Below are 25,722 nucleotides of genomic sequence, written 5' to 3'. Positions count from 1 at the left end.
GTGCGCAGTGTTCTCAACATCTTCTGGCTTGCGGGAAAGGAACTGAAGAGTGTCTTGGGCGACCCGGTGATGGTGGTGTTGATCCTGTGGTCGTTCATCGTCGCCGTTATCCTGGAGGCCAGCGGCGCGGGCGATACGGTCTACAATGCCGCCGTCGCGATCGTCGACGAGGACGGCTCCACTCTCACCCGGCAAATCGCGGATGCGCTCGATCCACCCTGGTTCCAGCAACCGCTCTTGCTGGGTGCCGAAGAAGCGGCGGCGGCGATGGACGAAGGCAGAATCATGTTCACCCTCGGCTTCCCACCGGGTTTCGAGGCCGATGTGATTTCTGGCGTGATGCCTGTCGCTCAACTTGAAGTCGACGCGACCGCCGTCAGCCAGGCGCAGCTTGGAACCGACTACATCGCCAATATCCTGGCTGCGGAAACGCGCGCTTTCCTAACCGGCAATCCGGATGCGCCTACCCCACCACTGGCGTTGGAGCTCCGCCGCGCTTTCAATCCGAACGGTGATCCGGTCTGGTTCAAATCCGTGTCTTCGCTTCTTAACCAGCTATCGCTCCTGACCATCGTGTTGACCGGCGCAGCAATGTTGCGCGAGCGCGAGCAAGGCACGATCGAGCATCTCATGGTGATGCCGCTGACGCCATTGGAGATCGCACTTTCAAAGGTTTTGGCCAATGTGATCGTGGTGCTTGCCGCTTTCACGCTATCGCTTCTGTTCGTGGTTCAGGGATTGCTTCACGTACCTATGCAGGGGTCTGTCGCACTGCTTTTGGCAGGTACCACGGTCTATCTGGCCGCTGCGGCGGCCATTGGTATGTTCCTCGGCACAATGGCGCGCAGTATGGCGCAATTCGCGCTGCTGGTCATCATGGTGATCATTCCGATCATCATGCTCTCTGGCGGGATGGGTGCAATCGAAAGTCAACCCGACCTCGTCCAACGCCTCACTCTGGCGCTTCCCTCGCGCCATTTTCTGGCTTTCGCAAAAGCCGTCGTCTTCCGCGGCGCTGGTCTGGGTTCAGTCTGGGTCGAACTTGCGCTGATGGCGGGGCTCGGAACCACATTCTTCGTGGCCAGTCTTCTGCTGTTCCGCCGATCCATGAGCTTGGCAGGGTGAAGCGATGTGCGCCCATTTGCCTAAACCCACGAGCCATGTGCCAGAGCGGATCGCTGACGTTGCGAGGGAGATGGGGCACCTTGGAGGTTTGCCCCTGTTGCTCGTTCTGACCTTCTTGGCTTTGCCGGGTTGTGCACTGCGGCCTGGTCCCGAGGTCCTTGCCGTTGTGCCAGACGAGAGTTCCGCTGCCAGCTTCGTGACAATTGACGTCGTCACCAATCGGCGGTTCGACGTCATGTCTCACAGCTATTCCGATCTGCGCTCTCACAAGCTGCAACTCGAGAGGTTCACGTTATCCGTCCCGCCCAATCACAAACTCACCCGTATCGAGTGGTCAAAGGGCGACCCAGATCCGGCCAAAAAATTCGTCGTGACAGAGCGTGAAATTCGACCGACTTCAGAATTGGGCACTGCAAGCGTCGCGGCCGGTGCCGTACGGCTCAAGCCGGGCAAGCGAGACGTCGTCATATTCGTCCATGGTTACAACTACAACTTCCAGGAGTCGCTCTTCCGTTTGGCCCAACTTGTGGCCGATGGTGGATTGGATGATGCGCCAGTTCTCTTCGCGTGGCCCTCGGCGGCATCTGTCACGGGCTACGTTGCCGATCGAGATGCGATCACCTATTCACGAGATGATCTGGTGCATGTCCTCAACACGCTTGCGGGTCAGCCGCAAGTGGGGCGCATTACCCTTTTCGGACACTCCATGGGGGCAATGCTCGTCGTCGAAGCGTTGCGGCAGCTACGGCTTACAGGTCAGGACCGGACGATTGAACGTCTGGGAGATGTAGTGCTCGCAGCACCAGACATCGATATCGATGTGTTTCGGAGACAGATGGAGATCATCGGACCTCTCGATCCACCGTTAACATTACTCGTCGCACCAGATGATCGTGCTTTGACGATTTCCGCCCGCCTCACCGGATCGCGTAGCAGGCTCGGCACCCGCGACGTGCAGGATCCACGAGTACAGGCCTTGGCGAAAATCAACGGGATCCGAGTCATAGATATATCTGACGTAACATCACCAGACGCGACGATGCATAGCCGGTTTGTGGGATTGGTCACGGTGTTCCCAAGAATGCGTGGCGAAAGAGATCCCGTATTGGTCCAGGCCGGGGCATTCGTTCTCGAGCCTTTGGCCGCCGTACTGATTCCTGCGCATTGAAGATGGAGTTCTGCGGGCAATTCCTGACCGGCAAGGCGATGCGCAAGGTTAGTCGCTGGCAGCCGGCGTACGAATAGAGCCAATCAGCCTGACAGGATTGATCGCAAAGGTCATCGGAGGTGCTTGTTAAAGCGACCAATATCGGCTGGCCCTAAGCGGATCCGGCAATCATCGGCCCTGGCTCTCCGAAAAAAGTCGTCCGACTCTCACGCCCCTTGCGTGGCCCGCATCATCGCGCATCAGGAACAGGACGTCGATTCCGCATCTTTTTGCAAGCTCGGCTCCTCTCTCAGGCCCGGCCACCATCAGGGCCGTCGCCCAGGCATCGGCCTCGGCACAGGTTTGGGCCACCACGGTGACGGAGGCCGGCGAGACGATCAGCGGCGCACCCCGCCTCGGATCCATGGTGTGGGACAGGCGGCGTCCCTGCACCTCGACCCAGTGGCGGTAATCGCCCGAGGTGGCGACGGCGGCATCCTGCAGCGCGAGGATCGAATGCGGCGTCCGGCGCGCAGAGTCCGGCGCCTCAACCGCGATGGTCCACGACTCGCCATCCGACCGGAGCCCCATCGCCCGCATCTCGCCGTCGATTCCGACGAGGGCGTCAGCGATTCCGTAGTCGCGCAGGGTTTCGGCCAGCCGGTCGACGCCGTAGCCCTTGGCAATACCGTTGAGATCGAGCGCAATGGGCGCATACTTGCGCACACGGGCGCCGTCGATTTCCAGAACCTCATGCGCCGGTCGACGGCATGCACCCTTCGCCGCGCGGATGGCCTCGGGTGTCGCCGTGTCCGGCCCGAAGCCCCAGGCCGTCACCGCGTCGCCCATGCCAATGTCGAACGCCCCGCCCGAGGCGCGGCCGATCTCGAGGCCGAGACGCAGGACCGCGCGCAGGCGTTCGGGAACCGCAACCCAGTCGCCCACCGGCGCCGTGTTGAGACGCATCAGGTCGCTGCCCGCGTTCCAGGTCGACATTTGAGTGTCCACCTCGTCCACGGCCGCTTGCAGCGCCGTACTGAGCAGATTGGAGTTGAAACCCGGTTCCGCGAAGAGCAGCGCGGACCAGCGCGTGCTCATAGTCGGGCCGTTCAGGGCGATGCGTTTCAACTCAGTAGACATCTTCGATATAGCGCCCCTCCGCCTTCAGAACCGCGGGCGTGAGTCCGCTCGGGGCGAGAATCTCCGCCAGCGCATCGGCCACCCCCGCCGCCATCTCGCGCCCGCCGCAGACCATAACGCGAGCCCCGTTGCGGATGAGTTCCGCGACCTGACTTGCCTCGGCGTGTAGCGCGTCCTGCACGTAGTGCGGTCGCATCCCGCGCGAGACGGCCGTGACCAGCCAGGTCAGACGCCCCTCTTCCTGCCAGGCGGGCAATTCCTCGCCATAGAAGAAGTCGCTGTCGGGATGCCGCATGCCGAAGAACAGGTGGACTGGCCTGCGGCGCGCATTGCCTCGTATGAGGCCCGCTAGCGGCCCGATGCCGGCCCCGGCGCCGATCAGGATCAACGGCGTCCGGCCCCGGCCCGGACGGAAAGCGGGGTTGCGGCGGAGGAAGGCGGTCACCGTGTCGCCCGGCTGCAGTGCCACAAGCTGGCCCGAGCAGAGGCCGCCGGGATGCTTTCTCACGACGATCTCGATGAAGCCATCGCGCCGCGTGGAGGCAAGAGAGTAGAGCCGCGGCACGGCGCTTCCTTTCGGCAGCACCCCGATCAGGTCGCCGGCCTGGAACCGGGCGAACCTGGCCCCGGTCAGACGCTGCCAGAGCGAGACGCGCGGCAGAGCGAAGCGGAGGATCGCGGTCGGGGCCTGCACGGCGGCTCCGTAATCCCGCCTTGAGATGAGGGTCAGCGTCTGGGTTTTTGGCAGGCCCGGTTGATGCGACAGAGCAAGATCGAGTCCGAGAGCCTCTCCGAGCAGGTTGCCCCAGCGAGCGAAATCCTGCGGCGACTGGCGATCGATCATGTCGAGTGGCAGGAGCTCCTGCCAGCCCGTCGCCTGTGCCGCTATCGCAACGGCCTTGGCGAAGGCGCAGTAGGCCGGGAAGCTGCGGTCGCCGAAGCCAAGCACGGCCAGAGGCATGTCCGGTGCAGCGTCAAGGGCGCCCAATCGATCGAGGAACCCTTGGGCCGATGCCGGCGCCGCGCCGTTGCCATAGGTCGCCGCCAGTACGATGATCCGTTGGGCTGCAGCGTAGCGGTGCGGCGCAAAGGCCGACATCGGCCCGACATGGACTTTCTGCCCGGTCTCGGTCAGGGCAGCGTGCAGGGTCGCGGCGAAGTCCCAGGTGCTGCCGCCCTCGCTGCCGACGAGCAGGATCGTCTCGGCGCGCCCCGCGGGCTGGTTGCCCCGAATGCGCGGCCGCCCCCGCCGCCCGGCCAACCAGATCAGAACGCCGGTCGCGCTCATCGCCGGCACGCCGAGCGCCATGAGCCCTAAAATCAGCCCTAGCGTTGCCGCGCCCTGGCCGGTGTGCAGCATGTAGACGGTTTCCGAGACGCGCTCCCACCCGGTCAGATCGGACCAGGCCAGCAGAGCGCCGGTGCCCTGATCGAGATAGCCGGTCCCCCGCTCGGTCTTGAGCGTGAAGACGTCCGTCGAATCGCCGGGATAAGGAAAGCTCAGCTCGCGCAGCTCGGTGACGGGCGTTTGCTGCAAGGTTCTCATCTGCTTGAAAGCAGTCCCCGTCTCGCCACTCACTTCAGCCGGGAAGGCGGGCATGGTGCCGCCGTCAGGAAGCAGATCGAAGGTCGACGCCGTCATCCAGAGGGCTGTGGTTGAAGACAGAATGAGGCCGATGACCGCGTTCCGCGCGATCTCGACATGCAATCTGCCCACGAATGAACCCCGCAGAGGCGCGAACCAGCGTCGCCAACCGCCCGTCCGACGCAAGACCAGTGCCGCGCCTGTAAGCGAAAGGACCAGCATCGCCGCCGCCCCCGCGGCCATGGCGATGCGGCCGCCATCCCCGAGGAACAGCGACCGGTGCAGGTTGGTCAGCCAGCGTTCGGCCTGGTTCGGGTCGGCCGAGGCCACGCCCTCGCCCGTCGCCGGGTCGATCACGGCGGCGCCCGGCGCACCCTGATCGAACCAGTAGGCGGTGATCCGACCTGAGGGCGACCGGCGGATCTGCTCGACGCCCGGATAGACGGCTTGGATGCGGTCCGCGAGTGTGGCGACGGACAGACCAGCCTCTGCCTGCGGCGCGGCGATGCGCTCGGCCGCAGGAAAGACCGACAGCGCCGCGCCACTCAGGGCGAGCACGGTGACGAGCGCGAGGGCCAGCAGTCCCGGCCAGCGATGGAGTGCACGAACCATGGCCCCGCTCCTCACATGTCGTAGGTGAAGCTGGCGATGTAGCGCCGCCCTCTCACCGGTGTGCTCGCGCCATCAGTGGTGAGCAGCACTGCGACCTCGTTCGGGCTGTCGCGCATCTCCTCGACGGCGGCGTCGACATGCAGTGTGTAGCCCGCGTCGAAGAGCGCATCGGCCAGGTCAAGCGTGATCTCGAGCGTGCGACCAGCCCCGACGCTGGCACCGGTGATGCCGTTGATCTGCGCGGGATCACCGCCGGTGGCACGATACCAGTCGCTCAGATGTTCATAGTATTTCGACTTGCCGCCAGCCATCCAGAGGCTTCCGACATAGGCGCCCGAGGCATCGGTGACGTAGAGCGCGAGATAGGCCCCGTCGCCGCCATAATTGTTGAGAGTCGTGGTGAGCGTCACCGGCCGTGCCATCGCGAGGCCGGGAAGCGTCAGCGCGGTGGTGAGCGCGAGGGATGCAAGCAGGGATTTCATGGTCTCTCTCCCGAGGATACGAACAGGAACGGCGCGGCGGGACCATCCCGCCGCAAGGGTGGGTCAGTTGGATTTCACCTGTGGCGGGGTGCCGCCCTCGAAGAGCCCGTTTGCCGGCGGCGCGACAGCGCCCGCTGGCGCGGGGTTGCGGGCGCTGCGGTTGTAGTCATCCTCATATTCCATCTCGACGACCTTCAGCGTCGCCGGGTCGAGCTTCACCTCGATCTCCCGGCCGTCGCGGTCACGGCCCTCGATCTCGTAACAACCATCGTCGACCTCGAAGTCCTGCACGGTCCAGCCGTTCGCCTTGGCCAGCTGCATCGCCGCCTCGCGCGGCTGCCAGGTGTCGCGGGGCGCCTTGCAATCGTCATCGTCGGCAAGCACGGCGCCGGCGGGCAGAAGGGCTGCAAGAGCAATTGCTGTCAGGGTGGTTTTCATGGCAGGGTCTCCTTTTATCTGCTGAGACCTATCTGGAGCGCCGACCTGAGGGCTTCCTGACGCCACAGCGATTTCGGCTTCAGCTTGCTGTCAGAAATGAAAAGGCCGGCTGCGTCAGCCGGCCTTGCTTGGCTCCGTCCCGCTCCGTTTAGTCGTCTGTTGTTGCCGATCTCATGGCCGCCTCGACAAACAGGGCCGCGGGGTAAAGCACTTCGACGTCGCTGGTCTGGTGCCAGATCATTCTCTCAGCGAGCCGCGCGGTTTCCGCGTCTCCGGCCTCATCCGCCGCGGCGTAAAGTTCGACCAGCGCCGTGACGAGGTCCACGTCACGGTCGTAAAGTTGCGACAGCTCTGCCTCGATGCGCGTCCGGTCGGGAAGGTCCGGCATCTTTGCCTCCCGCCCGCTGGCGACGGTATCTGCCCAGCCGAGCAGCGGCAGAACGAGTCGCTCTTGCGCCGCGTTATGCGGTGCCATGAGGTCGGCGGTAACGCCCGCTGCCGCACCGACCTCGCCCGGAAGTCTTGCCGTCCGTTCGAGTTCGGCCTGGAAATCGGCGTGCACTGCACTCAGGGCGTAGGGGGTTTCATTGGGTGCCGCATGGGTCGGAATTGCAAAGGCCGACAGGGCTGCAGCGACGATCAGGGTCTTTTTCATTTCAGCCTCCTCTTGATTGATGTGCCCAATGTCACAACCTTGCCTGAGGCCTTCCTGACGGAACCGCGATTCATGCTTCAGTTTGTCGTCAGGAAGAAAAAAGACCCCGCCGGGGAAAGCGGGGCCAGGTACGGCCGACGGGACGACGGCGCAGGGGTCTGCGCAGGTCAGACGATATCGCCGGAGCCGGGCGCGCGCTTGTTGCCTGTGACCATGGCGCGGGGCAGGTTCTCGTGGTGCCGGAAGGACGCCAGCACGACCCCGGCCACATGCAGCGCCACGAGCAGGAGCGTCAGGTTGGCCAGCGTTTCATGCACCTCTTCCAGCGCGTCTTCGGAATCGCCACGCTGACCCTGCGCGTCCTCGTCGTCATCCGCCCATGCCGGAGCCACGATGGACGGCATGGCTGGCAGCATCGCCACGCGGGTTTCGTCCTCCATGAGCCAGCCGGTGAAGGACGTGCCCGAGAGCGTCACCAGCAGCGCCACGACCATGGCGGCACCCGCCGGATTGTGACCGAGGTAGCGCCGCTCGCGCCCCCGCATCATGTCACTGATATAGGCGAGCGTTTTACGAGGCCCCCTCACGAACCGGGCAAACCGAGCATGGCGGCTGCCAACAAGGCCCCAGACCAGCCGGAATGCGACGAGGCCCGCGACGGTATAGCCCGCGACCTCGTGCGTGGTCTGCCATTCATCCGCCGTCAGCCAGGCGACGGTGAAGGCGGCGACAAGGCCCCAGTGGAAGATCCGCAGCAGCGGGTCCCAGACGCGGACGGTGCCGGTCGGCACGGTTTCCATTTCAGGGTTTTCATGCGTAGTTGCGTCAGTCATCGTCGCCTCCTTCGCGAGTCCGATTCCGGTCACGCCGACCGTCGTCGTCCTCGTCTTCGTATTCGTACTCGATCACCTCAAGCGTCGCGGGATGAACGGTGACCTCGATTCGGCGCCCCTCGGCATCGCGGCCGTCGATCTCGTAGCAGCCGTCGTCGATCTTGATCCGGCGCACCGTCCAGCCGTTCTCCTCGGCCAGCAGGGCGACGGCGTCGCGCGGCTGCCAATTCGCCATCGGCACGAAGCAGTCGTCGTCCGCCAGTGCGGCACCGGCCGGGAAGACGGCCAGAAAGCCGAGAATTGTCAACGTCTTCTTCATGGGTCAAACTCCTCCATGAGGCCATCTTGACACCGTTCATGCACGACGAAGCTGACGGGAGCCTGAAGGGGTCTGGCCCACCGGCTTCAGCTTCGTGTCAGCCACGCGGATCATGGAGGGTTATTGGAACAGTACAGGACCGAACATGCGCATTCTGCTGATCGAAGACGACACGGTGCTTGGTGCCGCGGTGCGCGACCAGATCGCGGCCGATGGCCAGACGGTGGACTGGGTGACACGCCTTGATTCCGCCGGCGACGCTGCAAGGACGACGCCCTACGACCTGATCCTCCTTGACCTCATGCTGCCGGACGGGCGCGGCATCATGTTTCTCAAAGACTTGCGCGCACGCGGCGACGTGACGCCGGTGATCATCCTGACCGCGCTCGACCAGGTCTCTGACCGGATCGAAGGGCTGAACGCCGGCGCCGACGACTACCTCGTGAAACCCTTCGACCTTGCCGAACTGTCGGCGCGGATCGGCTCGGTCGCGCGGCGCTACAGCGGCAATCCGAACCCCTTAGTCGCGCATGGATCGCTTGTGGTTGATCTCGCGGCACGGAATATTCGCCGCGACGGCAAGCCTGTCCAGCTGACGGCCCGCGAATGGGCACTGTTCGAGGCCTTCCTCTCGCGTCCCGGGCAACTCCTCTCCAAGGCGCAGTTGGAAGAGAAACTCTATGCCTTCGATACGGAGGTTGAGAGCAACACGATCGAGGTCCATGTCAGCCGCCTGCGCAAGAAGCTGGGGAGCGCGATCATCGAGACCGAGCGCGGCATGGGCTACAGGCTGGGCCGTCCATGAGATGGCCCGCGAGCCTTCAGGGCCGACTCGGCCTGTCGCTTGGCCTGGCGCTGACGGTGTTTTGGCTGCTCGCGGCGACGGTGACGGCCGTGATTGTCCGGGGCGAGCTCGACGAGGTCTTCGACAGCGCCTTGCGGGAGACGGCAGAGCGCATCTTGCCGCTGGCCGTGACCGACATCGTCGGGCGGGAAGATCAGGGGGTGACGCAGCGGCTCGCGCCGATTCGGGAGCACGACGAGTTCTTCACCTACCTCGTTCGAGATGCCGAGGGGCGTATCCTGCTGCAGTCGCATGCCGCAGACCCTGCCCTGTTCCCGCCTTACGACGGACCGGGGTTTCGGCAGACCGCGACGCACAGGCTCTACAGCGACGCGGCGCTGCAGGGTACAATCCGGATTACCGTGGCCGAGCCGCTGGCGCATCGCGCGTCGGTCGCGCGGGAGATTCAGATTGGCCTCGGCCTGCCGCTGCTGATCGTCCTGCCGGTCGCGCTTGCAGCTATTTTCCTGGCGGTCCGCTTTAGCCTCGATCCGCTGCGCCGGTTTCGTGAAAGACTCGGCGCTCGAGGCGCGCGCGACCTGTCAGAGGTCCCCGCCGACGACTTGCCGATAGAGATCGCCCCACTAGCCGGAACGCTGAACGGTCTGCTAAACCGATTGCACGACGCTTTCGAAGCCGAGCGGAGTTTTGCAGCAAATGCGGCTCATGAGTTGCGGACGCCGTTGGCGGGCGCGATAGCACAGGCGCAGCGGCTTCGGTCGGAGACGGGTGAGCCAGCTACCGAAGCGCGTGCCACTGAGATCGAGGCGACGCTCAAGCGCCTGACGCGTCTTTCCGAGCGCCTCCTGCAGCTGGCGCGTGCCGAAGGCGGGCGATTGCGGATGGACCGGAGCGCGGACCTGAGGGTGATCGCCCGCGTTGTGGTGGACGATCTCGAGCGCGCCAGTGCGAAGGACCGCATAGTGCTGACGCTGCCGAGTACAGCCGTCATGTCCGACATCGACCCCGACGCCTTCGCCATTCTGTGCCGAAACCTCGTGGAGAATGCCCTCCGTCATGGGGCGGAAAATGCGCCGGTCGAGGTGATCCTGACGGACGACGGCCACCTGATTGTCTCAAATGACGGTCCGGTCCTGCTGCGCCAAACCCTCGATCGTCTGACATCAAGGTTCGAGCGGGCGGATGCAAGCGCCGATGGCAGCGGACTCGGGCTCGCGATCGTCGCGGCCATTGCGAATCGGATTGGAAGCTCGCTCTTTCTGAAGTCGCCGCGCCCAGGCGAGTCGTCCGGTTTTCAGGCGTCACTCAGATTGCCGACTGATGTGACGATCCGTTCCGAGAGGTTCGATGCATAGTCGGGGCAAATACAGAGACATCGGCAGTTCAGTGCCCGCTCAAGCTTCACGAAATAGGTGCTTCGCATCTCCGCAACCGTCAACAACCCAAGCATTGAGGTCAGTTTCTAGGTCAACCGCCCCGGCCAATCATGGATGCAACCGCTTGGCTCTCTCAGCCATCCTGACTACTTGAGCGCTGGCCGTCACTGCAGCACTCCGCACAACTGCGGGACTCTGCACCACGCCTCGCCCGATCGCCTCTCCAGTGGTCAGTGCCCCGATTCTCGCCCTGCCTTTGACGCCGACCGTATTGAAGAGCCCGCGCATGATCCCGGTAGATCCGGTAACAACAGCGGGTGCCACCGCCACCATCAGGTTACCCGAGATACCGCGCACGATCAGGGGTGTTGCTGCGACGAAACCCTTCGCCAGAAAGACCATGACGAAGAACGGTACGAGCGCGCCGATGTTGGTTGCCGAGTTTGGGTCACCGAGTTGGGCCAGCAGCGAATTCGCCATGCCGACGACGGTCGAAAACATCGCTGCAATGACGATGGGGTAGAAGGCATAGCTGACCGTCGTCGAGACCCACCTATGGAAGAAATCCTTGGTTGCATCGAAGAGCGACAGCGCGATCATGATTGGTGCGAGGCCCAGCATCAGGGTCAGCATCATCTTGGCGAAGATGAGGACGATCCCGGTCATGAAGCCAAGGAGGCTGAGGAGCACCAGGCCGATCCCACCCAAGATCGCGCCTGTCATCCAGTTTAGATTGCTGCCGATCGCGTTCAGATATGTCGCGAAGCGCTCGATCAGGTTGTCGAACTCTCCTGCGAAATGGGTTGCGCCTGCGCCACCCCCGCCAACGGACGACACCAGCGCGCCCGCTACATAGTCGAGGCCCCCGATCACAGCGCTGGATACCGCGTTGAAATTGACCCAGTTGAAGGCGAAGAGGCCTATCAGTGTCAGCTTGATGAGATACCAGAAGAAGCTGGCCCCATCCATGCTGCGGAACTGGAATGCCATGTTTATGCAGACGCCAATCAGAGAGAGGGTAACCATCAGCAGGACGATCGTGCCGGTATTGCTTGCCACGGCCCCGAACTGGGACTCGGCCGCATCGACAAGGAACGCGTCTGCGGTTCCGACCATCCAGCTGACGACGCCCATTACCAGTTGCCCTGAGCTTCGCAAATTTCCTGAACTGCCAACCGTAGATCGTTCCGCTGCCTTCTGATGTCCCGCTGCGCGGTTGTGTGTTCCGCAGCCGAGTCCAGAAGGTGCTTTTCATCGAATTCCTCAGAGGCATCTTCCCAGGACGGGAAGCGGACATCGCAACCACAGTTGCCTGTCTCGACAATCTGTTCCCATGCCCGAAGTTCATAAAGGTCCATCAGCGTCAGCGCTTTGTAAGCTTCCCGCGGATTGATTTCGTCCATCCAGGTCGGGCGCGCCGGACGATCGTTGCAGATCCGGTATTGTTGAGGCGACATATCTACCGTGAGATCGTTTGAGATCGGAGGCGAAGTCTGCGCCACAAGTGGGCCCGCAAGGGCGGCAAGCATGACTGCGAGGATTGGTTTTCGCATCTGGGGGGTTCCTTTCTTACTCAGCGGCAACGGAGGGACTCTTGTTGCCTCTGCCGTCGACCGTGTCGAGGTTCAAATCTGTGGTTTGGCCCGGGAGAAAGAACTCGGTGATCCCGCGCGCGCCTTCATGGCGGCCTGCCTGAATGATCACGTCGATCGAGCCCTCAATATAATCGATCATGTCGGCGTAGGTCATTGGCACATCGGTTTTCAGGGCGGCGATGGCGAGGCGGCGGACAGCAAGTTGTGGGGTCTCGGCATGCAGCGTAGTCAGCGATCCACCGTGGCCGGTGTTGATTGCCTCGAGAAACGTCATCGCCTCGCGCCCGCGGACTTCGCCCAGGACGATCCGGTCGGGTCGCATGCGAAGCGTTGAGGCCAAGAGCACATCGGCACTGCGGGCATCCGTGTCCCGGTCCGCGATCAACGTCACGGCATTGGGCTGCTCGGGGCGCAGCTCGGCCGCCTCCTCGATGGTGATGATCCGCTCTTCGGGCGGGATCAGCGAAAGGATCTTGCGCGCCGCGACCGTCTTGCCGGTCGATGTGCCGCCCGAAACGATCATGTTGAGCTTGTTCTCGACGCAGAAGCGCAGCGCGGCGTCGATGTCGCCGGAGGCAACCACATTGCGCAGCGCGGCGTTTCGTTCGCGCCGCAGACATTCGAGGCTGCGCACCTTTCCATAGAGGAAGCCGAGCCGAATTGCCTCCAGCGGCAGGGAGGAGAAGAACCGCAACGATATTGAAAACCCGCCCTCGACTGCCGGCGGCTGGATCACCTGCGCGCGGATCGGGCGATCTCGATATAGGATCGAGACCGAGACGATAGGCTTCTTGGTGCTGAGTGTGGTCGAGGCGGCGGAGGCAATCTGGTTGCCGAGGTCCTTGATCTCGGTTGGGCTCAGCGGGCTGCCGAGACCTCGCATGAAGTGGTCGCCCTGGAATTCGCCCCAGACTTGTCCGTCGGGATTGATGCAGATCTCGATCGTGTCGTCGCGCAGGACCTCGGGGCCGAAACGGTCGAGCGACGCTTCCAGATAACTCGCAGCCATGTCAGAAAATCTCGAGGTCACGATCAACCATGACCGTGATCCGTGTGCCCTGATCGACATGTATCACTGGCCGGATCGCCAGATAGTCCTGCATCACGCTTTGCGTACTATCGCGCAGGTCGGTGCCGACATCACTCGCAACATCGGCCGCCGCCTCGCTGTCGATTTGACCCGCTGCAGCCGCAGGCAAGGCGCCGATCAAGGAGATCAGCGCGGCGGAGCCGAAGCGTTGCGCGAAACGGGTGTCGACAAACCCGGTGGTGCCAGTACGGCCGAGTTCGTCTCCACCGAAGGCGCTGATCTGCACGGTCTGATTATCGGGCAAGATGATCCGATCCCATGCCACCATGACGCGCGATTGGGCGAGTGCGACATCGGAGCGGTAGCGCCCGATCAGCCGCGCGCCGCGCGGGATCAGGATACGCGTTCCATCGAAAGAATGGACGTCTTCCGAGACGATGGCGCGGATCGCGCCGGGCAGTGTGCTGTCGAGGGCCGTCTCTGTCACAGCCTGAATCATGGTGCCCTGAACAACCGTGTTCGATGGGTTCGCGATCACTTCGGCACGTGTCACCTGTGCTGGTTGCGCGCCCGAACGAACAAAGGCTTCATCTGCATTCAGACGCGCGGCTTCCAGCGTATTCTCCCTATCCGCACCCGCGCCCATCCCGGAGAACGCGATCATAGGAGACGCGATGCGCTCTGCGCGGGCCTCAGCTTCGGCTGCGCGCCGCCTTTCGAGTTCGGCCAGCCGCAATTCTTCTTCACTTGGTCCCAATGAGGTCGGCTCTGGTGGTACAAGCCGTGCAAGCTCCAAGTCCATGCGGAGCTGATTCAATTCGCGATCCCGCTCGGTCAGCTGCCGCTCGAGGGCACGCTGAGCCTCGGCGGATGCTTCCTGTAAGGTGGCAATTTGCGCCGTCAGGTCCGCAATCGCCTGCTCCGCCCCGCTATCTGCGGCCTCGGCCGGTCTTGCGCGCAGGTCCTCGAGTTCCGCTCTCAATGTCGCAAGACTTTCCATCAGCGCGAGTTCCGACTCGCTCGGACCTGTGTCCGCAGGCGGGGCTTGGCTGGGCTGCGGGGCAGAAATCGGCGCCAAATCTCCGAATCCGGGGCCGCTGCTCTGGAACTCCTCCGGCGCGGCGGTCGCCATTGGTGCTTCTGCTGACGGCTGCAGGGCAGCCCATGCCAGACCGCCTGCTGCCGCGATGCCGACGACCCCAAGGATCGCGGCAAGCGGCGCAGGCCGCTTGCTTGCCTTCGCTTTGCCTGTCGAGCCTTCGAGAGCCGCGAGGCGCGCGGCGAGGTCTTCCGTACCTTCGGTCATGATGTGGCCTGTCCTGCGTCCTGGACGCAAACCACCTCTTCGCCAAGGCGAAGGACCCATTGTAGGTTGACGCCGGACACGCGGATGACGCCGTTACTCAAGGCTTGGCTGTTCACCGCGCGTTCCCTGCCGTTCGAATAACGGAAGATGGCGGGCACCGGCGCATTCCGTGCGAACCGGAAATACGTGAAGGTACCATCATCCCAGATGGCCGTCGGCGTGAACTCTTCTCGGGCGCTGACCGCATAGTTCGCATTCGGCGCATCGGCCGCAACCGCCCTGGTGGGTTGCACGTGGTTTTCAGGATAGCGGAACTGAACGACATAATGCGGCGTCTCCCGGGCTTCGGCGACATGGAAGTAGTAGGAGCGACGGTTGGTGTAGACGGTGATGTTGGTGGCGACGCCAGATGCTGTTGGCTTGATGGCGAAGGCACGGCCACCCGGGACACCGTCGAATTGAAACCCGACCGTATCGCCGGCGATGATCGAGCGGATGGTTTCACCCTCACCGAATTCGACTGTGGTGACGCGGGTCAGAGTCGTGACGACACGGTAAACCTGGCCTTCAGTCCAGGTCGCGACGCGCACGCGATTGTCATGAGAACCTGGACGGGGCGTAGTTTCGGCCAAAGCAGTCGTTCCCGCGAACGCGAGAATACTGGCGGCCAGCAGCGCAGAGATTGGAGTGCTAGTCATTCGGAACGGTCCGATCGGATGGCATATTGGGTAACGGTGAAGCCGAAAGGGTTTTGCCAAACATCGTCGATCGCGCGGGTCCGCTCGGGCCGGAATTCGAACATCAACGTGGCAGTGAACGATCCATCCTGTACCCCTTGCGGGCTTGTCAGGCGCTTTCTGAGCCGCACCTGGGCGCGGTTATCGCCAATAAGGGTGATCGATGCGATCTCAACGGCCATCTCGGCCGCAGCCCCGTAACGCGTCGGCGGATAGCTGTCCTGCCCCGATGTCCACATCGCGCGCATGTTGGCTTCGGCCGATCCGGAGGACTGTGCGAGGACACGGCGGACGCGAAGATCGTTGTCGAGCTGGTTGTAGGTTTCGCGGTCGAGAATGTAGCGGTAGATTTGCGCTTCGATCACGGCAGGCCGTTCGGCGAGCGACACGGTTTCAACCGTGGCATTGGGGAGCGCCATCCCGGTCGCGGGATCGTAGGGGACAACCACGGGAGGCGGCGTCTCGACCATCAGCGCGACAGCCGCAGCCGTCAAACAGCCGAATACGCCAAAGCCTGCCCCGGAAATGCCGATCATCCGCCAAAGCTGTTCCCGGCGCAGGGCACCGTAGACAAGTTCCTCTTCCACGAGCTCGCGCGCAGTCATCACCCCTGCCCCACTCATGGCTCAAGATCCGGCAAGGTGAAGTCCATGTAGCGGCGTTCTTCGGCAACGGTGGCGGCGTCAACCACGCCTGCATTGCCTGCGCCTAGGGTTTGGATCGCTTCCAGCTCCCACATCCGGGTCATGGCGATGGCGAGTTCCGCCGTGACGCGTGTGTTATGATCCATCGAGGCTTTGAGATCCTCCATGTCGGGGATCATCTCGACCAGACGTTCCACCCGTTCGAGAGACTGCTCCGCCTCTGCGTGGCTGTTCTGCGCCGCCGCCGACATCACAGCACCTGTGGTTGCCCGCGTGGCCACGCCTTCGGCGCCCGGATTGCCGCTGGTGGCGATCTCGCGGAGTGAATCCTCGTCGAACCCGGCGCTTGCCAGCGCCTGTTCCATCTGCGTGCGCATGGGCCCGGCATTGGGCCCGATGAGCGCGCTCCAATCGCCCGCCTGGATGCCTCGGATCAGGCCGGGGATGTCTTCGAAGTTGGCCTCAAGCAAGGTGTCGAGGTCCCCGCCCATGGCAAGCCCGAGGATGCTGCGCGGCCCGGTGAGCGAGGCATACATCTCGTTCAGCTGATCGAGCTGGCTTTGCAGCATGTCCAGTTGCTCCAACGCATTGTCCAGAAGATCGGTCTGGATCCCGAAATCCTGCAGCATCTGTTGGAGCTGGCGGATTTCCTGAGCTATGTTCTGCGTGTCCACCGTGGGCACACCCTGTGCCGCGGCAGGTCCGGTGACATTGAGGGCAAGCGCGAGAGCGATGCTACCGGCGAAAAGGGAACGGGGCAGGCGCAGGTTCAACGCAAATCCTCCTGACTGAAATCCATGAATTGCCGCTCGGCAGCCTGGGCCGCCGCCAAGGCGATCTGCTCGGCACTGAGTGGCTCGGTTCGGGCGGCCTTGATCCGGGTCCGGATTGCGACCAGCCGGGCCAGTTCGGCCCGGGCATAGGTGTTGAGCGCGATGGCCTCGTGGAGATCCTCGGTCTCACCGATGCGGGTGATGATGTCCTGCACGCGCAGGGCGGCGGCACGGACCGAGACCAGCGAATAATCGCCATAGACCCCGGCGCCATGGGCCGAGAGGCTGAAACTCGCGTTGGCGAGGAGCACAGGGTCGATGGTGCCGAGCGCATCGATGCCGCCCACGGCCGCGAGGTAGCTGTTGTACTGCTGCGGGATCACCACGACATAATGCTGGGTTTCCGCGAAGGGCGGCACACCGCCATAATCCTGCACATTGCCCGGACCGGCGTTATAGGCGGCGAGCGCATGGATGATGTTGCCATCGAACATGTTCAGCATCTGGGCGAGGTATCGCGCACCGCCCGTGACCTGCAGATAGGGATCGTCGTAATAGGCCGGGTAGATCCCGAGATCGCCTGCGGTACCGGGCATGATCTGGGTGAGGCCGAACGCCCCCACGGGTGAGCGTGCCCCGATCTGGAAACGGCTTTCCTGCCAGATCAGCGCCTGCAGGAGGCAGCGCCATTGCACGAGCGAAAGACCTGCGCGGCCGATCCCGGACAGACTATGGGTGTCGCGTGCTGCGCGGATGATCAGCTCCTCGATCCCCTCCCGGGCATCGCCGAACATCCGCGCTGCCGCTGGATTGGTGTCCTCGGGCGCATAAAGACTGGCGGCCGCGCTTTCGACGTCGTCTACCGCTCCCTGCCCCGCCTCGAGCCCCGCCACGGTTTCGGCCACGTATCCAGCGCCAAGCGACATGGCATCCATCAGCCCTTCGAGGGAGGCGAGTTGCTGGCGCTCGATCTCGGCCAGTTCCTCCTCGCGGCTTAGCCGGTCCTGCTGCAGTGCCAGGTCCCGATCGGTCTGCTCAAGGATGGCCTGCCGCTCTGCGAAGAGGCGCAGATCGAAGGTCGGCACGCCTTGGGCGACCGCTGGCCCCGCCGTGGGACCTGCCAGTGCAAAGCCGATCATCGAGAGAGGAAGCCAGGTCCGCATTGGCTCAGCTGCCCGCCCCCAAGAGGACGAAATCGCAGGCCGTGTCGCGGCGCGTGACCTCCGCCCCCATGGTCGAGATCGTGGCGGTGGCGGTCCCTGCCTGCGCAGGAGCCTCGCGAAAATTGAAGCAGTTGGCCTCTGCGGGGTTATGCTGCGCACAGGCTGTCAGGGTCAGGCCGAGCCCGAGCAGCACGACGCTGCGAATGATGGTACGGGTCATGTCACTCTCCAGAAATCAGGACGTTCGCGATAATCGGCGCCGACAAGCGCTTCGCCCTTCTCCATTCCGCCAAGGATGGTCACGAGCGGGCCGAGCGCGCTGAGATCGGCATCGATCACGACGGAACCACGGTCGTCGCGTACAAGCGCGAGCCGCGAGGCCGAGCCGACGCCCAGAAGCACGTCGAGCTCTTTCTCGGTCAGGCCGAGCATCGCGTAGTCAGCGGCGGAAGCACGAATGTTGGGCAGGAGCACCTGGGTCGGCACCGCTTCCACGATGGTCTTGCCGGTGCGCGTGCGCTCGAGCTGGCTGGCATATTGCGTCATCATCACGACGACGGCGTTCTGCTTGCGGGCTGTCACCAGCCAGTTGCTAAGCCGCTCCGCAAAATAGGCGTTGTCGAGGGCTTTCCATGCCTCGTCGATGACGATGATGGTGGGCTTGCGGTCCTCGATCACCCGCTCGACCCGGCGGAAGAGGTAGGACAGGACCGCCATGCGTTCCCGCTCGCTCTCGGAATCGAGGATGCCGGTGAGGTCAAAGCCCGCGACGTCTCCATCGATGCTGAAACTGTCCTCGGCATTGGCCCCGAAGATCCAGCCGTAGCGACCCTCGGCCGTCCATTCCTGCATACGCTCGAAGAGATCGCCCTCGTCATCGGTCGAGACCAGCAGCGAGGCGAAATCCGACCAGTTTCGTAGGCCCGCATGTCCTGCGCTCGCGTTCTGGCGCACGACTTCCTGCAATCGGTTGGTCTGAACCGGGGTTAGCGGTCGATCGCGCCGCTCCAAGAGGCTCGCGAGCCAATCAGCAAGCCATGCCTGGCCCCGCACGTCGATCTCGGTCTGGAGCGGATTGAGGCCCGTGGGGCGCCCCGCCCGCACGGTCGAATAGCTGCCGCCGAGCGCGCGGACGGCCATCTCCATGCCCGCGCGATAGTCGAATACGAAGACTCGCGCACCTGCCCGCCGTGCCATGGTCATCAGGAAAGCCGCCAGGACGGATTTGCCGGAGCCGGGACGGCCGAGGATCAGCGTGTGGCCTCCCGTGGGCTCGCGATCCGGCGCGCCCTGTTCGTGGAAGTTGAAGCGAAAACCACTGCGCTCGGGTGTCGGAAAGAGCGTGATCGGCACGCCCCAGGGGACTTCCCGCCCTGTCTTTCCGAGCGGGGTGCGGTGGAAGGTAGCGAGATCGGCGAAGTTGTGGTTCGTGATTGCGGCCTTGCGGCTGCGCGCCCCTGTGTTCCCGGGATGCTGCGCCATGAAATGCGCCCGCGCCCCGAAGGCTTCCGAGATCAGGTTGATCCCGGAAGTGGCGGAGATGTTGCGGATTTCGGCCGCGATATCGTCAAGCGCCGTCTGGGTGCGGGCATAGACGGCCACGGTCATGTGGTGCTCGCCGAAGATCAGGCGTTTGGATTCCAGATCGTCCTGCGCGAGTTCCAGTTCCTGGGCGAGACTGACGGCTCCGTCATTGGCGGCCTGCATTAGCCGCAGCTGCCGCTTGATCCGGCCCGCCATGATGTTGGCGTTGATCGGCACAAAAGAGTGCGTGACCACCATGTCGACGGGCAAGTTCAACTCGTCGAGCATCAGGCTATCGGTCTTGGCGGGGTAGTTCTTCACCGCAAAGATCGCCCCGAGCTTGTCGCCGACGGCACCGTCCGAGAGTGCGATGGTCGTGCCGCGGAAGGTGACGCGGGTATTTGCGACGTCCTCGGCGATCACACCGAGGCGCGACCGGGGGAAGAGCGGGTGCTCCTCGCCTGTGTTGAGTGAACCGAGGAAGCCCAGAAGCTTGCCGCTGCTGGCGGCCATCAAGCGGGGCTTCAACTCGTCGAAGGAGGACAGCAGAAACCCCACGACCTCGTCGAGCTTGCGCAAGCGGCGGGTGGTGTCGGCCGCATGTCGCGAGCGAGACGCCCCAAGTCCTAACGGCAAGCGGCTGCCGGTCTCAGGTCGCTTCAGCACCGTCAGGGTCAGCGTCTTGTCGCGCAAGCCCGCGCGGCCGAGATGCGCGTGCCATCGTTTGTCGACGGCGGCAGAAAACCCCTCACCCGGAATGGGCGGCAGGGTCACGTCGACCGCTTTCGAGACCTTGTGCAGGTAGAATGAGAACTCGGTCCCGACCTGCGCGACGATGCCAGCCAGCAACCCTCCGATCCGGTCGAGATGCCCGTCCTCGCTCGTGGTGCTGTTCACCCCTTCGAGGCGGATGCATTGCATCAGCTCGTTGCCGCGTGTCCGGATCGTTCGGTCGTTCACGAGGCTCACATAAGGCAGCATCATTGAGAGCCGCTTCTCGCCCTTGACCCATGCGGGTAGCGCGGTCAGCGGATCGATGGCGTTCTCAACCTCATCGGCAATTCCATCACGGGGCATAGCTGTCGCCTCCGTGCAGCTTGCGGTTCGTCGTGGGCGGGGTTTCCTGCAGGGTGATCACCAGGACATCGAGGAAGTTCGGATCCCAGTCCGCGGCTTTCCAAAGCGCCGGCCAGGCCAGCCCCGCGAACACAGCCACCACCCAGCTCTGCACCCAGAGGAACAGAAGCGTCGAGCCGAAGAGCCAGACCATTGCGTACATGATCGGCAAGCCCATCAGCTTGGGTGGCCTGAGAAGACCGATGAACACGCGGGACTGGTCAGCCATGGATGGAGCTCAGGTGGTCCAGATGGCGGCGACGATGGTGGGTGCTGCGGCGATGCCGGCGATTGCAACCACGACCCAGAGCGCCTGACGAAAGTCGAGGATGCCAAAGAGCCAGGAAAGGAACACCCCGATCAGCGCAAGCGTTCCGATCACGATCCCCAAGGGACCGGTGATCGCATCGACAATGCCTTGAAGCAGGGTCTGCACCGGCGAGAGGTCAATGCTCTGCGCAAGCGCTGGACCCGCCAGCACTATAAGGGCCATCGCGCCGGACGCGGTGATCGCCCGCGTGCGGAGCACGCTTTGACGTTTTCTCGATGTCATGAAAGATCTCCTCTGAGCCGCTCAAACACGGCGGTCACACGGGCCACATGCCCTTGGGTTTCGCGAAAAGGGGGAATGCCGCCGTGGCGTGTGACCGCCTCAGGGCCAGCGTTGTATGCCGCAAGGGCCAGAGAGCCCTCGCCGAACTGGTCGAGCATCATCAGCAAGTAGCGGGCTGATCCGTCGAGGTTCTGCGCAATGTCATGTGGGTCGACGCCGAGGTCGCGGGCAGTATCTGGCATAAGCTGCCCGAGGCCTATGGCACCGACAGGGCTACGTGCAGCCGGATTGTATGCGCTCTCGACTTCGATATTGGCCCGGTAAAGGAGCGCCCAATCAGTGACTGAAAGCCCTGCGCGACGCAGCGCACCATGCCCGGCATACCGCAGAGCCGTGGTCTCGATCGCATGGAGGATTTCTGGAGTGGCGCGGGCGGCGGATCGTGCCGGGATCGCTGTCTCGCTCGTTGCGTCAGGAACGCGAGGTTCTGCGAAGAGAAAAAGGCGCCCGTTTGCCTCTTGAGAAGAGGAAATCAATTGGCCGTCTGGACCAACCGAAAAGATGAAACCGTCGGCCAGGGCCGGGGGCGCGGAACAAACGCCTGTACCCAAAGCAACGACGAGCGCAGTCGCGCGGTCAGCTGCCTTTGACCGGAGGCGCGGCGTGGCGCTCGCGGCCACCTTCTTCAAGTGGGATGCTAGCGGTCGTACAGCCCATGTCGGCCAGGAAACTGACAAGGCCAACGATGGTTCTGAAGTCGCGGAGCTTGAGGACGCTTCGGCTGGTGACGAGCATCTTATCGTCACGCCCATCAGTGGCGACGGCGCGGATGACCCACGAGCCGTACCAGCTGTTATGGCGCTTCTCTGCTCTCTCCTTGCAGACCACCTCAATGAGGTAGCCCTCGGCGAGCAAGCCGCGCAGTCCGTCTTCTGTAACCACATTCGGGGCTTCTTCTATCATGGCCTTCCCTTGGGTCCTTGTTCTGCCTGGGTGCAGTATCAGGCCCACGGGGTCGCAACACCGTGAGCGATACAAAACAACATTAATGATAGCAAGACAATAATAACGTGTTGACGAAGTTCGCCTTGCTCCGATAACGGTGATAGCCGACAGAATGATAATCTTAAAGGCGGCAAAGGAGTTTTGCCCTGCGCTTGTTTATTGCGCGCAACGCACCGTTGCTGTTCGCGTTCCTGCTTGGAAGCATGCCGATAGCCGCGGCGGCAGATTGCGTACCTCCCGAACGACCGTTCTTGCCTCAGTCGCAAGAAGACATGCGTGCCCATGCCGATCTGTTGCGTTCTGATTTTGAGGGCTACATCGCCGACATCCAGGACTACTTCCGCTGTCTTGATGCCGAGCGCGCCCGCGCGTTTCAGGAGGCGCGCGAGGTCAGTGAAGACTATGGAAGACTAGTCGAGCTATTGGAATGAGGAAACGCATGGGCTTATCCGCCGTCGAGATCCTCGTAGTAGACGAGCGCGGGCATGTTGCGGCGCTGGTGCACGATGCGCAGGATGACTGCCGCGCCTTCCGCCACATCGAGACGCTTGTAGAAGATCACGTGACGCTGGCAGTTGACGGACCGCATCCCGGGGACGAAGAGACTCCTGTCCCGACCCCGGTCGGGATCCCCGGTGATCCGCTCGAAGGCGGTGACCAACTGGCGGTAATAGACGAGCCATTGGTCCCTCCCCCAGGTCTCGACTGTGTAGGCACGGATCTCTTCAAGGTCGGACGTGGCCCGACTGGAAAGCCGAATAGTCATGCGGGTCAGCGATCAAACGCATCCGGTTCGAAGGCTTGGGCATCGAACTCGGCGAAGTCTCCATTTTCGGCCAGGGTGGCTGCCATCTCGAGGTCGGCCTTTAGGGCGTAGAACTGCCGCGCGCCGTCCTTCTCCATCAGCATCCTCACGCCGGCGCGCACGACTTCGCTCAGATTGGCGTAAGCGCCGGACTCGATCTGCGCCTGCACATATTTCTGCATCGGTTCGGTCAGGTGGACGTTTGGCATCAGACTCTCCTATCCATGCTCAATCGTATCAGATACTGACATAAATCTTCAAGGTCATGTTCGGTCCCAACATAGGCTCGTTGCTCCACCCCGTCCTTCTGCGCCCGGATTCCCGCCGGGGAACCAGGCGAGACAGTTTTCCGTTCTGCCATTCCCGAGACCATGAGCGCTGCGACTCGCCGTGTGACGGGCTCATGCGGCCTGTTCTTCCATGACCGCTTTCGTGGCCGCATTGAAATGCCATATTTGTATTTGGTTACAGATATTTGAGTGAAAGTTAACATGAAAGAGGTCCGCAATTTTGGCCACTTTCAAGACGCCGAAGCAGCCAGAACCGACGTCAGTTCTTGGAAGCCATCAAGCTAGACAAGCGAACAATCGCACGCAACCATCAATCAAATCTCCTTGCTATCATTAATGTTGTTTCGTATCGCTGCACCATTATAGATGGAGTCGGCATCATGAAGCACGTGATCCACGGCGTGGCAACAGCCACGGCAATAAGCATATCCGGACTAATGGCCTCGTCAGCTCCGGCTCAGGCCTATCAGGTGGATTGTGCGATCCTCCTCTGCCTTGCGGGCGGTTGGCCTGCCTCTGCGCCCTGCGCGCATGCCAGAGCGGTCTTCATTCGGCGGATCACGCCATGGCCGATCGAGCCGCCCTTACAAATCTGGCGGTGCCCAATGGGTGTGTCGTTCAAAGACCCCAGTCCAATGTCGCCTATGGAACGCCTTTATGACATCACGTTCCGCGATCCGCCCGAACCGCAGGAATCGACTCCTATGCCCCTTGTCCGCGTCCAAGCGGATGAACAAGCCGACATCGACATCTCGGGCGACGCCTTTGATTTCGTGCGCAGCATACGGGTCTATCACATCCAGTATCGCCAGCACGAAAACCGAGATGGCGACTGCAATCGCAGCGACTCGACGCGATTGGGGTCCTACGGCGTGCAGGGCGACTACCGATGGACAAGATCCACCGTGGGCCAGGTGCCAGCCGCATCTGGCCTGAGCATCCCGAATGGATGTGGCAGCTACTTTTACCGTTCCGTCTTCGTCGACTGGCGTGATCACGCCGGGAACTATGGTTCTGAAGAAGTTCGCTACTGACAAAATCTGCGCGCGGTTTTTACCGCGCGCGTCCTGACAACCCCGCACGGAAGGCTGTGCAAAACCCCCGAAAAGGAGACGACGCCAGACCGTGAAGCCTGACGCCGTGCTAGAAAACTCCGTGAACAAGAGTTTCCTAGCGCACCGCTAAAACACCTGCAACCAGCAAAGTTGTTTTGCTGGCAAGAATGTTGTTGTCTCACGACATGGCGTCGGATCTCCAAGGAGACCTCGACCATGGAACCTACGACCGGCCTGATCCTGCGACGGATCACGCAGACAAATCTCTCTGTTGCAGCGCACAAGCTTGCCACCCTCATCCTCGATGCCATCGCCTGGAAGGATGGCTACAACGGTTTGTCGCGCGGAACGGCAGCCTTCACCCTCTCGGCCCTGGCGGAGAAGATGGGTGTCTCACGGCAGTATCTTGCGGTTCTTCTGAGCGAACTTGAGGCTTCGGAGTTGCAGCTCGAGCGGGCGAAGCCGAATGGCAAGTTCGCGCCCTGGATCTTTCGGTTTTCCGCTTTCGACGAGGAGAGTGAAACCCATGATCTCGTGTCAGGTGAAGGCGACACATCACTATCTAGAGATAATAAAAACAAAACTATCTTCTCAGGGCTGATCGATATCACCACGAGTTCGAACGTTTTTCAGACAAGTTGGGCGGAGCTCATCAAAGCAGCGAAGGCCACGTTGCCCTGCTGGAACATCGACACCCAGGTCATCTGGGATCGCTTCCTTGCCTTCAACCGGTCCCGAGGCAACGGCAGGGTGCCGGCCGGCTTCCTGCTTGGCTTCATGCGCCGATGGCGAAATTCGTGGGGAACTCCAACTCGTCCCGCGGTCAAGCCGCCCGCGAGACCAATAACGGATCCCAAAGAGCGCGAATTGCTGAGACAGATGCAAGCCGCACCAACTGCGAACCGCCAGTTCCACGCGTCCGACTTGTGTCGCTTGATCGGACACGCTGCCTACGAAGCGCGGGTACTCGATGTGATCCGCAAGTTTGGGTGCCAGAGGTTTTCAGCAACCTTGGCGGTGCACGGACGAGCGGTGCTGGAAGGGGAGATATCCCGGTAGCTTCGCTTGCTCGGACTTGGAGTCCATGAAAGCCCCGCTACAGATGTCAAGTTCCGATAGTGAAGTTTATGTTAAATTTCGAAGAATTCAGCGCGTAGGGACTTATTATGCAGCCTAAAGTCGACATCAAACTGCATCGGATTGTTTCATCCGAGCAGACAAATGTTGCTGACTACATTTAGATCGTTCCGTTCCTCCATTAATCGTGAAGCATCTGATGTGATGTCAATTTCCAGGCCAGAGTCCTTTTCTTGCAGAATCGCTGGCTACCCGTCACGCGCCCACGCAATTGCGGACTCGGTATCGCTGGATTCGAACCACTGCATCTCGGAGCCCGTCAATAGGTTGACCACCCGTGCGCCCCATTCCATCCATCTGCGTTCTCCGACAACCGCTATGCGACCGAAATCGTTCGCGTGGGCGGTGTCGACCTTCAGATCTTCTAGCATCGCCGAAGGCTCTTCGTAGCCCTCGAAACTTGTAAGGTCGAGAACCAGACCCGGATTATCGGTTGTTCCAAGACGCTCATGAAGCAGCGCGTGCATTTACT

Annotated in this window: 31 protein-coding genes; 7 read left to right on the top strand and 24 right to left on the bottom strand. The window is 62.5% G+C overall.

Going from position 1 to position 25,722, the window contains the following annotated elements:
- Together OE747_RS18915 and OE747_RS18910 are read left to right on the top strand one after the other, a co-directional pair.
- On the top strand, window positions 1-1,125 hold the full coding sequence (locus OE747_RS18915) for an ABC transporter permease (RefSeq protein ID WP_263830064.1): 1,125 nt from the start codon (window positions 1-3) through the stop codon (window positions 1,123-1,125).
- Window positions 1,126-1,222: 97 nt separating this feature from the next.
- The gene (locus tag OE747_RS18910) at window positions 1,223-2,293 is read left to right on the top strand and encodes an alpha/beta hydrolase (protein ID WP_263830063.1); all 1,071 of its coding nucleotides are present in this window, start codon (window positions 1,223-1,225) and stop codon (window positions 2,291-2,293) included.
- Between the two features lie 168 nt (window positions 2,294-2,461).
- On the opposite strand, the gene OE747_RS18905 is transcribed toward OE747_RS18910, so the two are convergent.
- The 7 genes from OE747_RS18905 to OE747_RS18875 all read right to left on the bottom strand — a co-directional run bounded on the left by OE747_RS18905 (window position 2,462) and on the right by OE747_RS18875 (window position 8,336).
- A complete protein-coding gene (locus tag OE747_RS18905; RefSeq protein ID WP_263830111.1) occupies window positions 2,462-3,421 on the bottom strand; it encodes an FAD:protein FMN transferase in 960 nt (319 codons plus the stop codon).
- Window positions 3,402-5,609, bottom strand: a complete 2,208-nt coding sequence (locus OE747_RS18900) for a PepSY domain-containing protein (protein ID WP_263830062.1) — start codon at window positions 5,607-5,609, stop codon at window positions 3,402-3,404. Before OE747_RS18900 ends, OE747_RS18905 begins: the two co-directional genes overlap by 20 nt.
- Window positions 5,610-5,620: 11 nt before the next feature.
- Window positions 5,621-6,091, bottom strand: coding sequence for a DUF2271 domain-containing protein (locus OE747_RS18895; RefSeq protein ID WP_263830061.1), 471 nt, complete (start codon window positions 6,089-6,091; stop codon window positions 5,621-5,623).
- Window positions 6,092-6,154: 63 nt separating this feature from the next.
- Window positions 6,155-6,529 carry a PepSY domain-containing protein gene (locus OE747_RS18890; RefSeq protein ID WP_263830060.1) on the bottom strand — a complete coding sequence of 125 codons (375 nt, stop codon included), beginning with the start codon at window positions 6,527-6,529 and terminating at the stop codon, window positions 6,155-6,157.
- A gap of 148 nt (window positions 6,530-6,677) precedes the next feature.
- Window positions 6,678-7,184: a hypothetical protein gene (locus tag OE747_RS18885; RefSeq protein WP_263830059.1), complete on the bottom strand. Its 507-nt coding sequence runs from the start codon at window positions 7,182-7,184 to the stop codon at window positions 6,678-6,680.
- 167 nt (window positions 7,185-7,351) lie between these two features.
- The gene (locus OE747_RS18880; RefSeq protein WP_263830058.1) at window positions 7,352-8,017 is read right to left on the bottom strand and encodes a cytochrome b/b6 domain-containing protein; all 666 of its coding nucleotides are present in this window, start codon (window positions 8,015-8,017) and stop codon (window positions 7,352-7,354) included.
- On the bottom strand, window positions 8,010-8,336 hold the full coding sequence (locus OE747_RS18875) for a PepSY domain-containing protein (protein WP_263830057.1): 327 nt from the start codon (window positions 8,334-8,336) through the stop codon (window positions 8,010-8,012). The genes OE747_RS18880 and OE747_RS18875 overlap by 8 nt, the downstream gene beginning before the upstream one ends.
- A 145-nt stretch (window positions 8,337-8,481) precedes the next feature.
- On the opposite strand from OE747_RS18875, the gene OE747_RS18870 reads away from it, so the two are divergent.
- Both OE747_RS18870 and OE747_RS18865 read left to right on the top strand, forming a co-directional pair.
- Window positions 8,482-9,141 (top strand): response regulator transcription factor, encoded by a 660-nt coding sequence (locus tag OE747_RS18870; protein ID WP_263830056.1) that lies wholly within the window; start codon window positions 8,482-8,484, stop codon window positions 9,139-9,141.
- Complete coding sequence (locus OE747_RS18865; protein ID WP_263830055.1) at window positions 9,138-10,496, top strand: ATP-binding protein; 1,359 nt, start codon at window positions 9,138-9,140, stop codon at window positions 10,494-10,496. Before OE747_RS18870 ends, OE747_RS18865 begins: the two co-directional genes overlap by 4 nt.
- 129 nt (window positions 10,497-10,625) lie before the next feature.
- Here the strand turns inward: OE747_RS18865 and OE747_RS18860 are convergent, their stop codons facing one another.
- Genes OE747_RS18860 through OE747_RS18795 form a run of 14 tightly spaced genes read right to left on the bottom strand, consistent with a single transcriptional unit; the run spans window position 10,626 to window position 21,921 of the window.
- Entirely contained in the window at window positions 10,626-11,651 is a 1,026-nt protein-coding gene (locus tag OE747_RS18860) for a type IV secretion system protein (RefSeq protein WP_263830054.1), read from the bottom strand.
- On the bottom strand, window positions 11,651-12,070 hold the full coding sequence (locus OE747_RS18855) for a hypothetical protein (protein WP_263830053.1): 420 nt from the start codon (window positions 12,068-12,070) through the stop codon (window positions 11,651-11,653). The genes OE747_RS18860 and OE747_RS18855 overlap by 1 nt, the downstream gene beginning before the upstream one ends.
- A 16-nt stretch (window positions 12,071-12,086) precedes the next feature.
- The gene (locus tag OE747_RS18850; protein ID WP_263830110.1) at window positions 12,087-13,121 is read right to left on the bottom strand and encodes an ATPase, T2SS/T4P/T4SS family; all 1,035 of its coding nucleotides are present in this window, start codon (window positions 13,119-13,121) and stop codon (window positions 12,087-12,089) included.
- A gap of 1 nt (window position 13,122) precedes the next feature.
- The gene (locus tag OE747_RS18845) at window positions 13,123-14,448 is read right to left on the bottom strand and encodes a TrbI/VirB10 family protein (protein WP_263830052.1); all 1,326 of its coding nucleotides are present in this window, start codon (window positions 14,446-14,448) and stop codon (window positions 13,123-13,125) included.
- Window positions 14,445-15,146 (bottom strand): TrbG/VirB9 family P-type conjugative transfer protein, encoded by a 702-nt coding sequence (locus tag OE747_RS18840; protein WP_263830051.1) that lies wholly within the window; start codon window positions 15,144-15,146, stop codon window positions 14,445-14,447. The genes OE747_RS18845 and OE747_RS18840 overlap by 4 nt, the downstream gene beginning before the upstream one ends.
- A complete protein-coding gene (locus OE747_RS18835) occupies window positions 15,143-15,790 on the bottom strand; it encodes a virB8 family protein (protein ID WP_008336086.1) in 648 nt (215 codons plus the stop codon). Before OE747_RS18835 ends, OE747_RS18840 begins: the two co-directional genes overlap by 4 nt.
- 14 nt (window positions 15,791-15,804) lie before the next feature.
- A complete protein-coding gene (locus OE747_RS18830) occupies window positions 15,805-16,602 on the bottom strand; it encodes a type IV secretion system protein (protein WP_008336087.1) in 798 nt (265 codons plus the stop codon).
- Entirely contained in the window at window positions 16,599-17,765 is a 1,167-nt protein-coding gene (locus tag OE747_RS18825; protein ID WP_008336088.1) for a lytic transglycosylase domain-containing protein, read from the bottom strand. The genes OE747_RS18830 and OE747_RS18825 overlap by 4 nt, the downstream gene beginning before the upstream one ends.
- 4 nt (window positions 17,766-17,769) lie before the next feature.
- A complete protein-coding gene (locus OE747_RS18820; protein ID WP_018001735.1) occupies window positions 17,770-17,985 on the bottom strand; it encodes a hypothetical protein in 216 nt (71 codons plus the stop codon).
- Window positions 17,982-20,366 (bottom strand): VirB4 family type IV secretion/conjugal transfer ATPase, encoded by a 2,385-nt coding sequence (locus OE747_RS18815; protein WP_263830050.1) that lies wholly within the window; start codon window positions 20,364-20,366, stop codon window positions 17,982-17,984. The genes OE747_RS18820 and OE747_RS18815 overlap by 4 nt, the downstream gene beginning before the upstream one ends.
- Window positions 20,356-20,634, bottom strand: a complete 279-nt coding sequence (locus OE747_RS18810; protein WP_009574151.1) for a type IV secretion system protein VirB3 — start codon at window positions 20,632-20,634, stop codon at window positions 20,356-20,358. The genes OE747_RS18815 and OE747_RS18810 overlap by 11 nt, the downstream gene beginning before the upstream one ends.
- 9 nt (window positions 20,635-20,643) lie before the next feature.
- Window positions 20,644-20,958 (bottom strand): TrbC/VirB2 family protein, encoded by a 315-nt coding sequence (locus OE747_RS18805; RefSeq protein ID WP_051693698.1) that lies wholly within the window; start codon window positions 20,956-20,958, stop codon window positions 20,644-20,646.
- Complete coding sequence (locus tag OE747_RS18800; protein ID WP_043872336.1) at window positions 20,955-21,638, bottom strand: lytic transglycosylase domain-containing protein; 684 nt, start codon at window positions 21,636-21,638, stop codon at window positions 20,955-20,957. The genes OE747_RS18805 and OE747_RS18800 overlap by 4 nt, the downstream gene beginning before the upstream one ends.
- Window positions 21,595-21,921 carry a hypothetical protein gene (locus OE747_RS18795; RefSeq protein WP_040885981.1) on the bottom strand — a complete coding sequence of 109 codons (327 nt, stop codon included), beginning with the start codon at window positions 21,919-21,921 and terminating at the stop codon, window positions 21,595-21,597. Before OE747_RS18795 ends, OE747_RS18800 begins: the two co-directional genes overlap by 44 nt.
- A gap of 245 nt (window positions 21,922-22,166) precedes the next feature.
- On the opposite strand from OE747_RS18795, the gene OE747_RS18790 reads away from it, so the two are divergent.
- Complete coding sequence (locus tag OE747_RS18790) at window positions 22,167-22,394, top strand: hypothetical protein (protein WP_040885992.1); 228 nt, start codon at window positions 22,167-22,169, stop codon at window positions 22,392-22,394.
- Between the two features lie 14 nt (window positions 22,395-22,408).
- Here OE747_RS18790 and OE747_RS18785 read toward each other — a convergent pair whose 3' ends face one another.
- Together OE747_RS18785 and OE747_RS18780 are read right to left on the bottom strand one after the other, a co-directional pair.
- Window positions 22,409-22,729, bottom strand: a complete 321-nt coding sequence (locus OE747_RS18785; RefSeq protein WP_008336095.1) for a type II toxin-antitoxin system RelE/ParE family toxin — start codon at window positions 22,727-22,729, stop codon at window positions 22,409-22,411.
- Window positions 22,730-22,734: 5 nt separating this feature from the next.
- Window positions 22,735-22,977 (bottom strand): type II toxin-antitoxin system ParD family antitoxin, encoded by a 243-nt coding sequence (locus tag OE747_RS18780; protein WP_008336111.1) that lies wholly within the window; start codon window positions 22,975-22,977, stop codon window positions 22,735-22,737.
- A gap of 518 nt (window positions 22,978-23,495) precedes the next feature.
- Between OE747_RS18780 and OE747_RS18775 the strand changes: the two genes are divergently transcribed.
- Both OE747_RS18775 and OE747_RS18770 read left to right on the top strand, forming a co-directional pair.
- Window positions 23,496-24,092 carry a hypothetical protein gene (locus OE747_RS18775; protein WP_102017048.1) on the top strand — a complete coding sequence of 199 codons (597 nt, stop codon included), beginning with the start codon at window positions 23,496-23,498 and terminating at the stop codon, window positions 24,090-24,092.
- A 237-nt stretch (window positions 24,093-24,329) separates the two neighbouring features.
- Window positions 24,330-25,172, top strand: a complete 843-nt coding sequence (locus OE747_RS18770; protein ID WP_008336115.1) for a hypothetical protein — start codon at window positions 24,330-24,332, stop codon at window positions 25,170-25,172.
- A gap of 266 nt (window positions 25,173-25,438) precedes the next feature.
- Here OE747_RS18770 and OE747_RS18765 read toward each other — a convergent pair whose 3' ends face one another.
- Entirely contained in the window at window positions 25,439-25,717 is a 279-nt protein-coding gene (locus tag OE747_RS18765) for a SpoIIAA family protein (protein WP_234988885.1), read from the bottom strand.
- Window positions 25,718-25,722: the final 5 nt, after the last annotated feature.

The organism is Ruegeria aquimaris (assembly GCF_025751555.1).
GTDB classification, from domain to species: Bacteria; Pseudomonadota; Alphaproteobacteria; order Rhodobacterales; family Rhodobacteraceae; genus Ruegeria_B; species Ruegeria_B aquimaris.
This window is presented reverse-complemented; position numbering and strand designations above follow the sequence as displayed.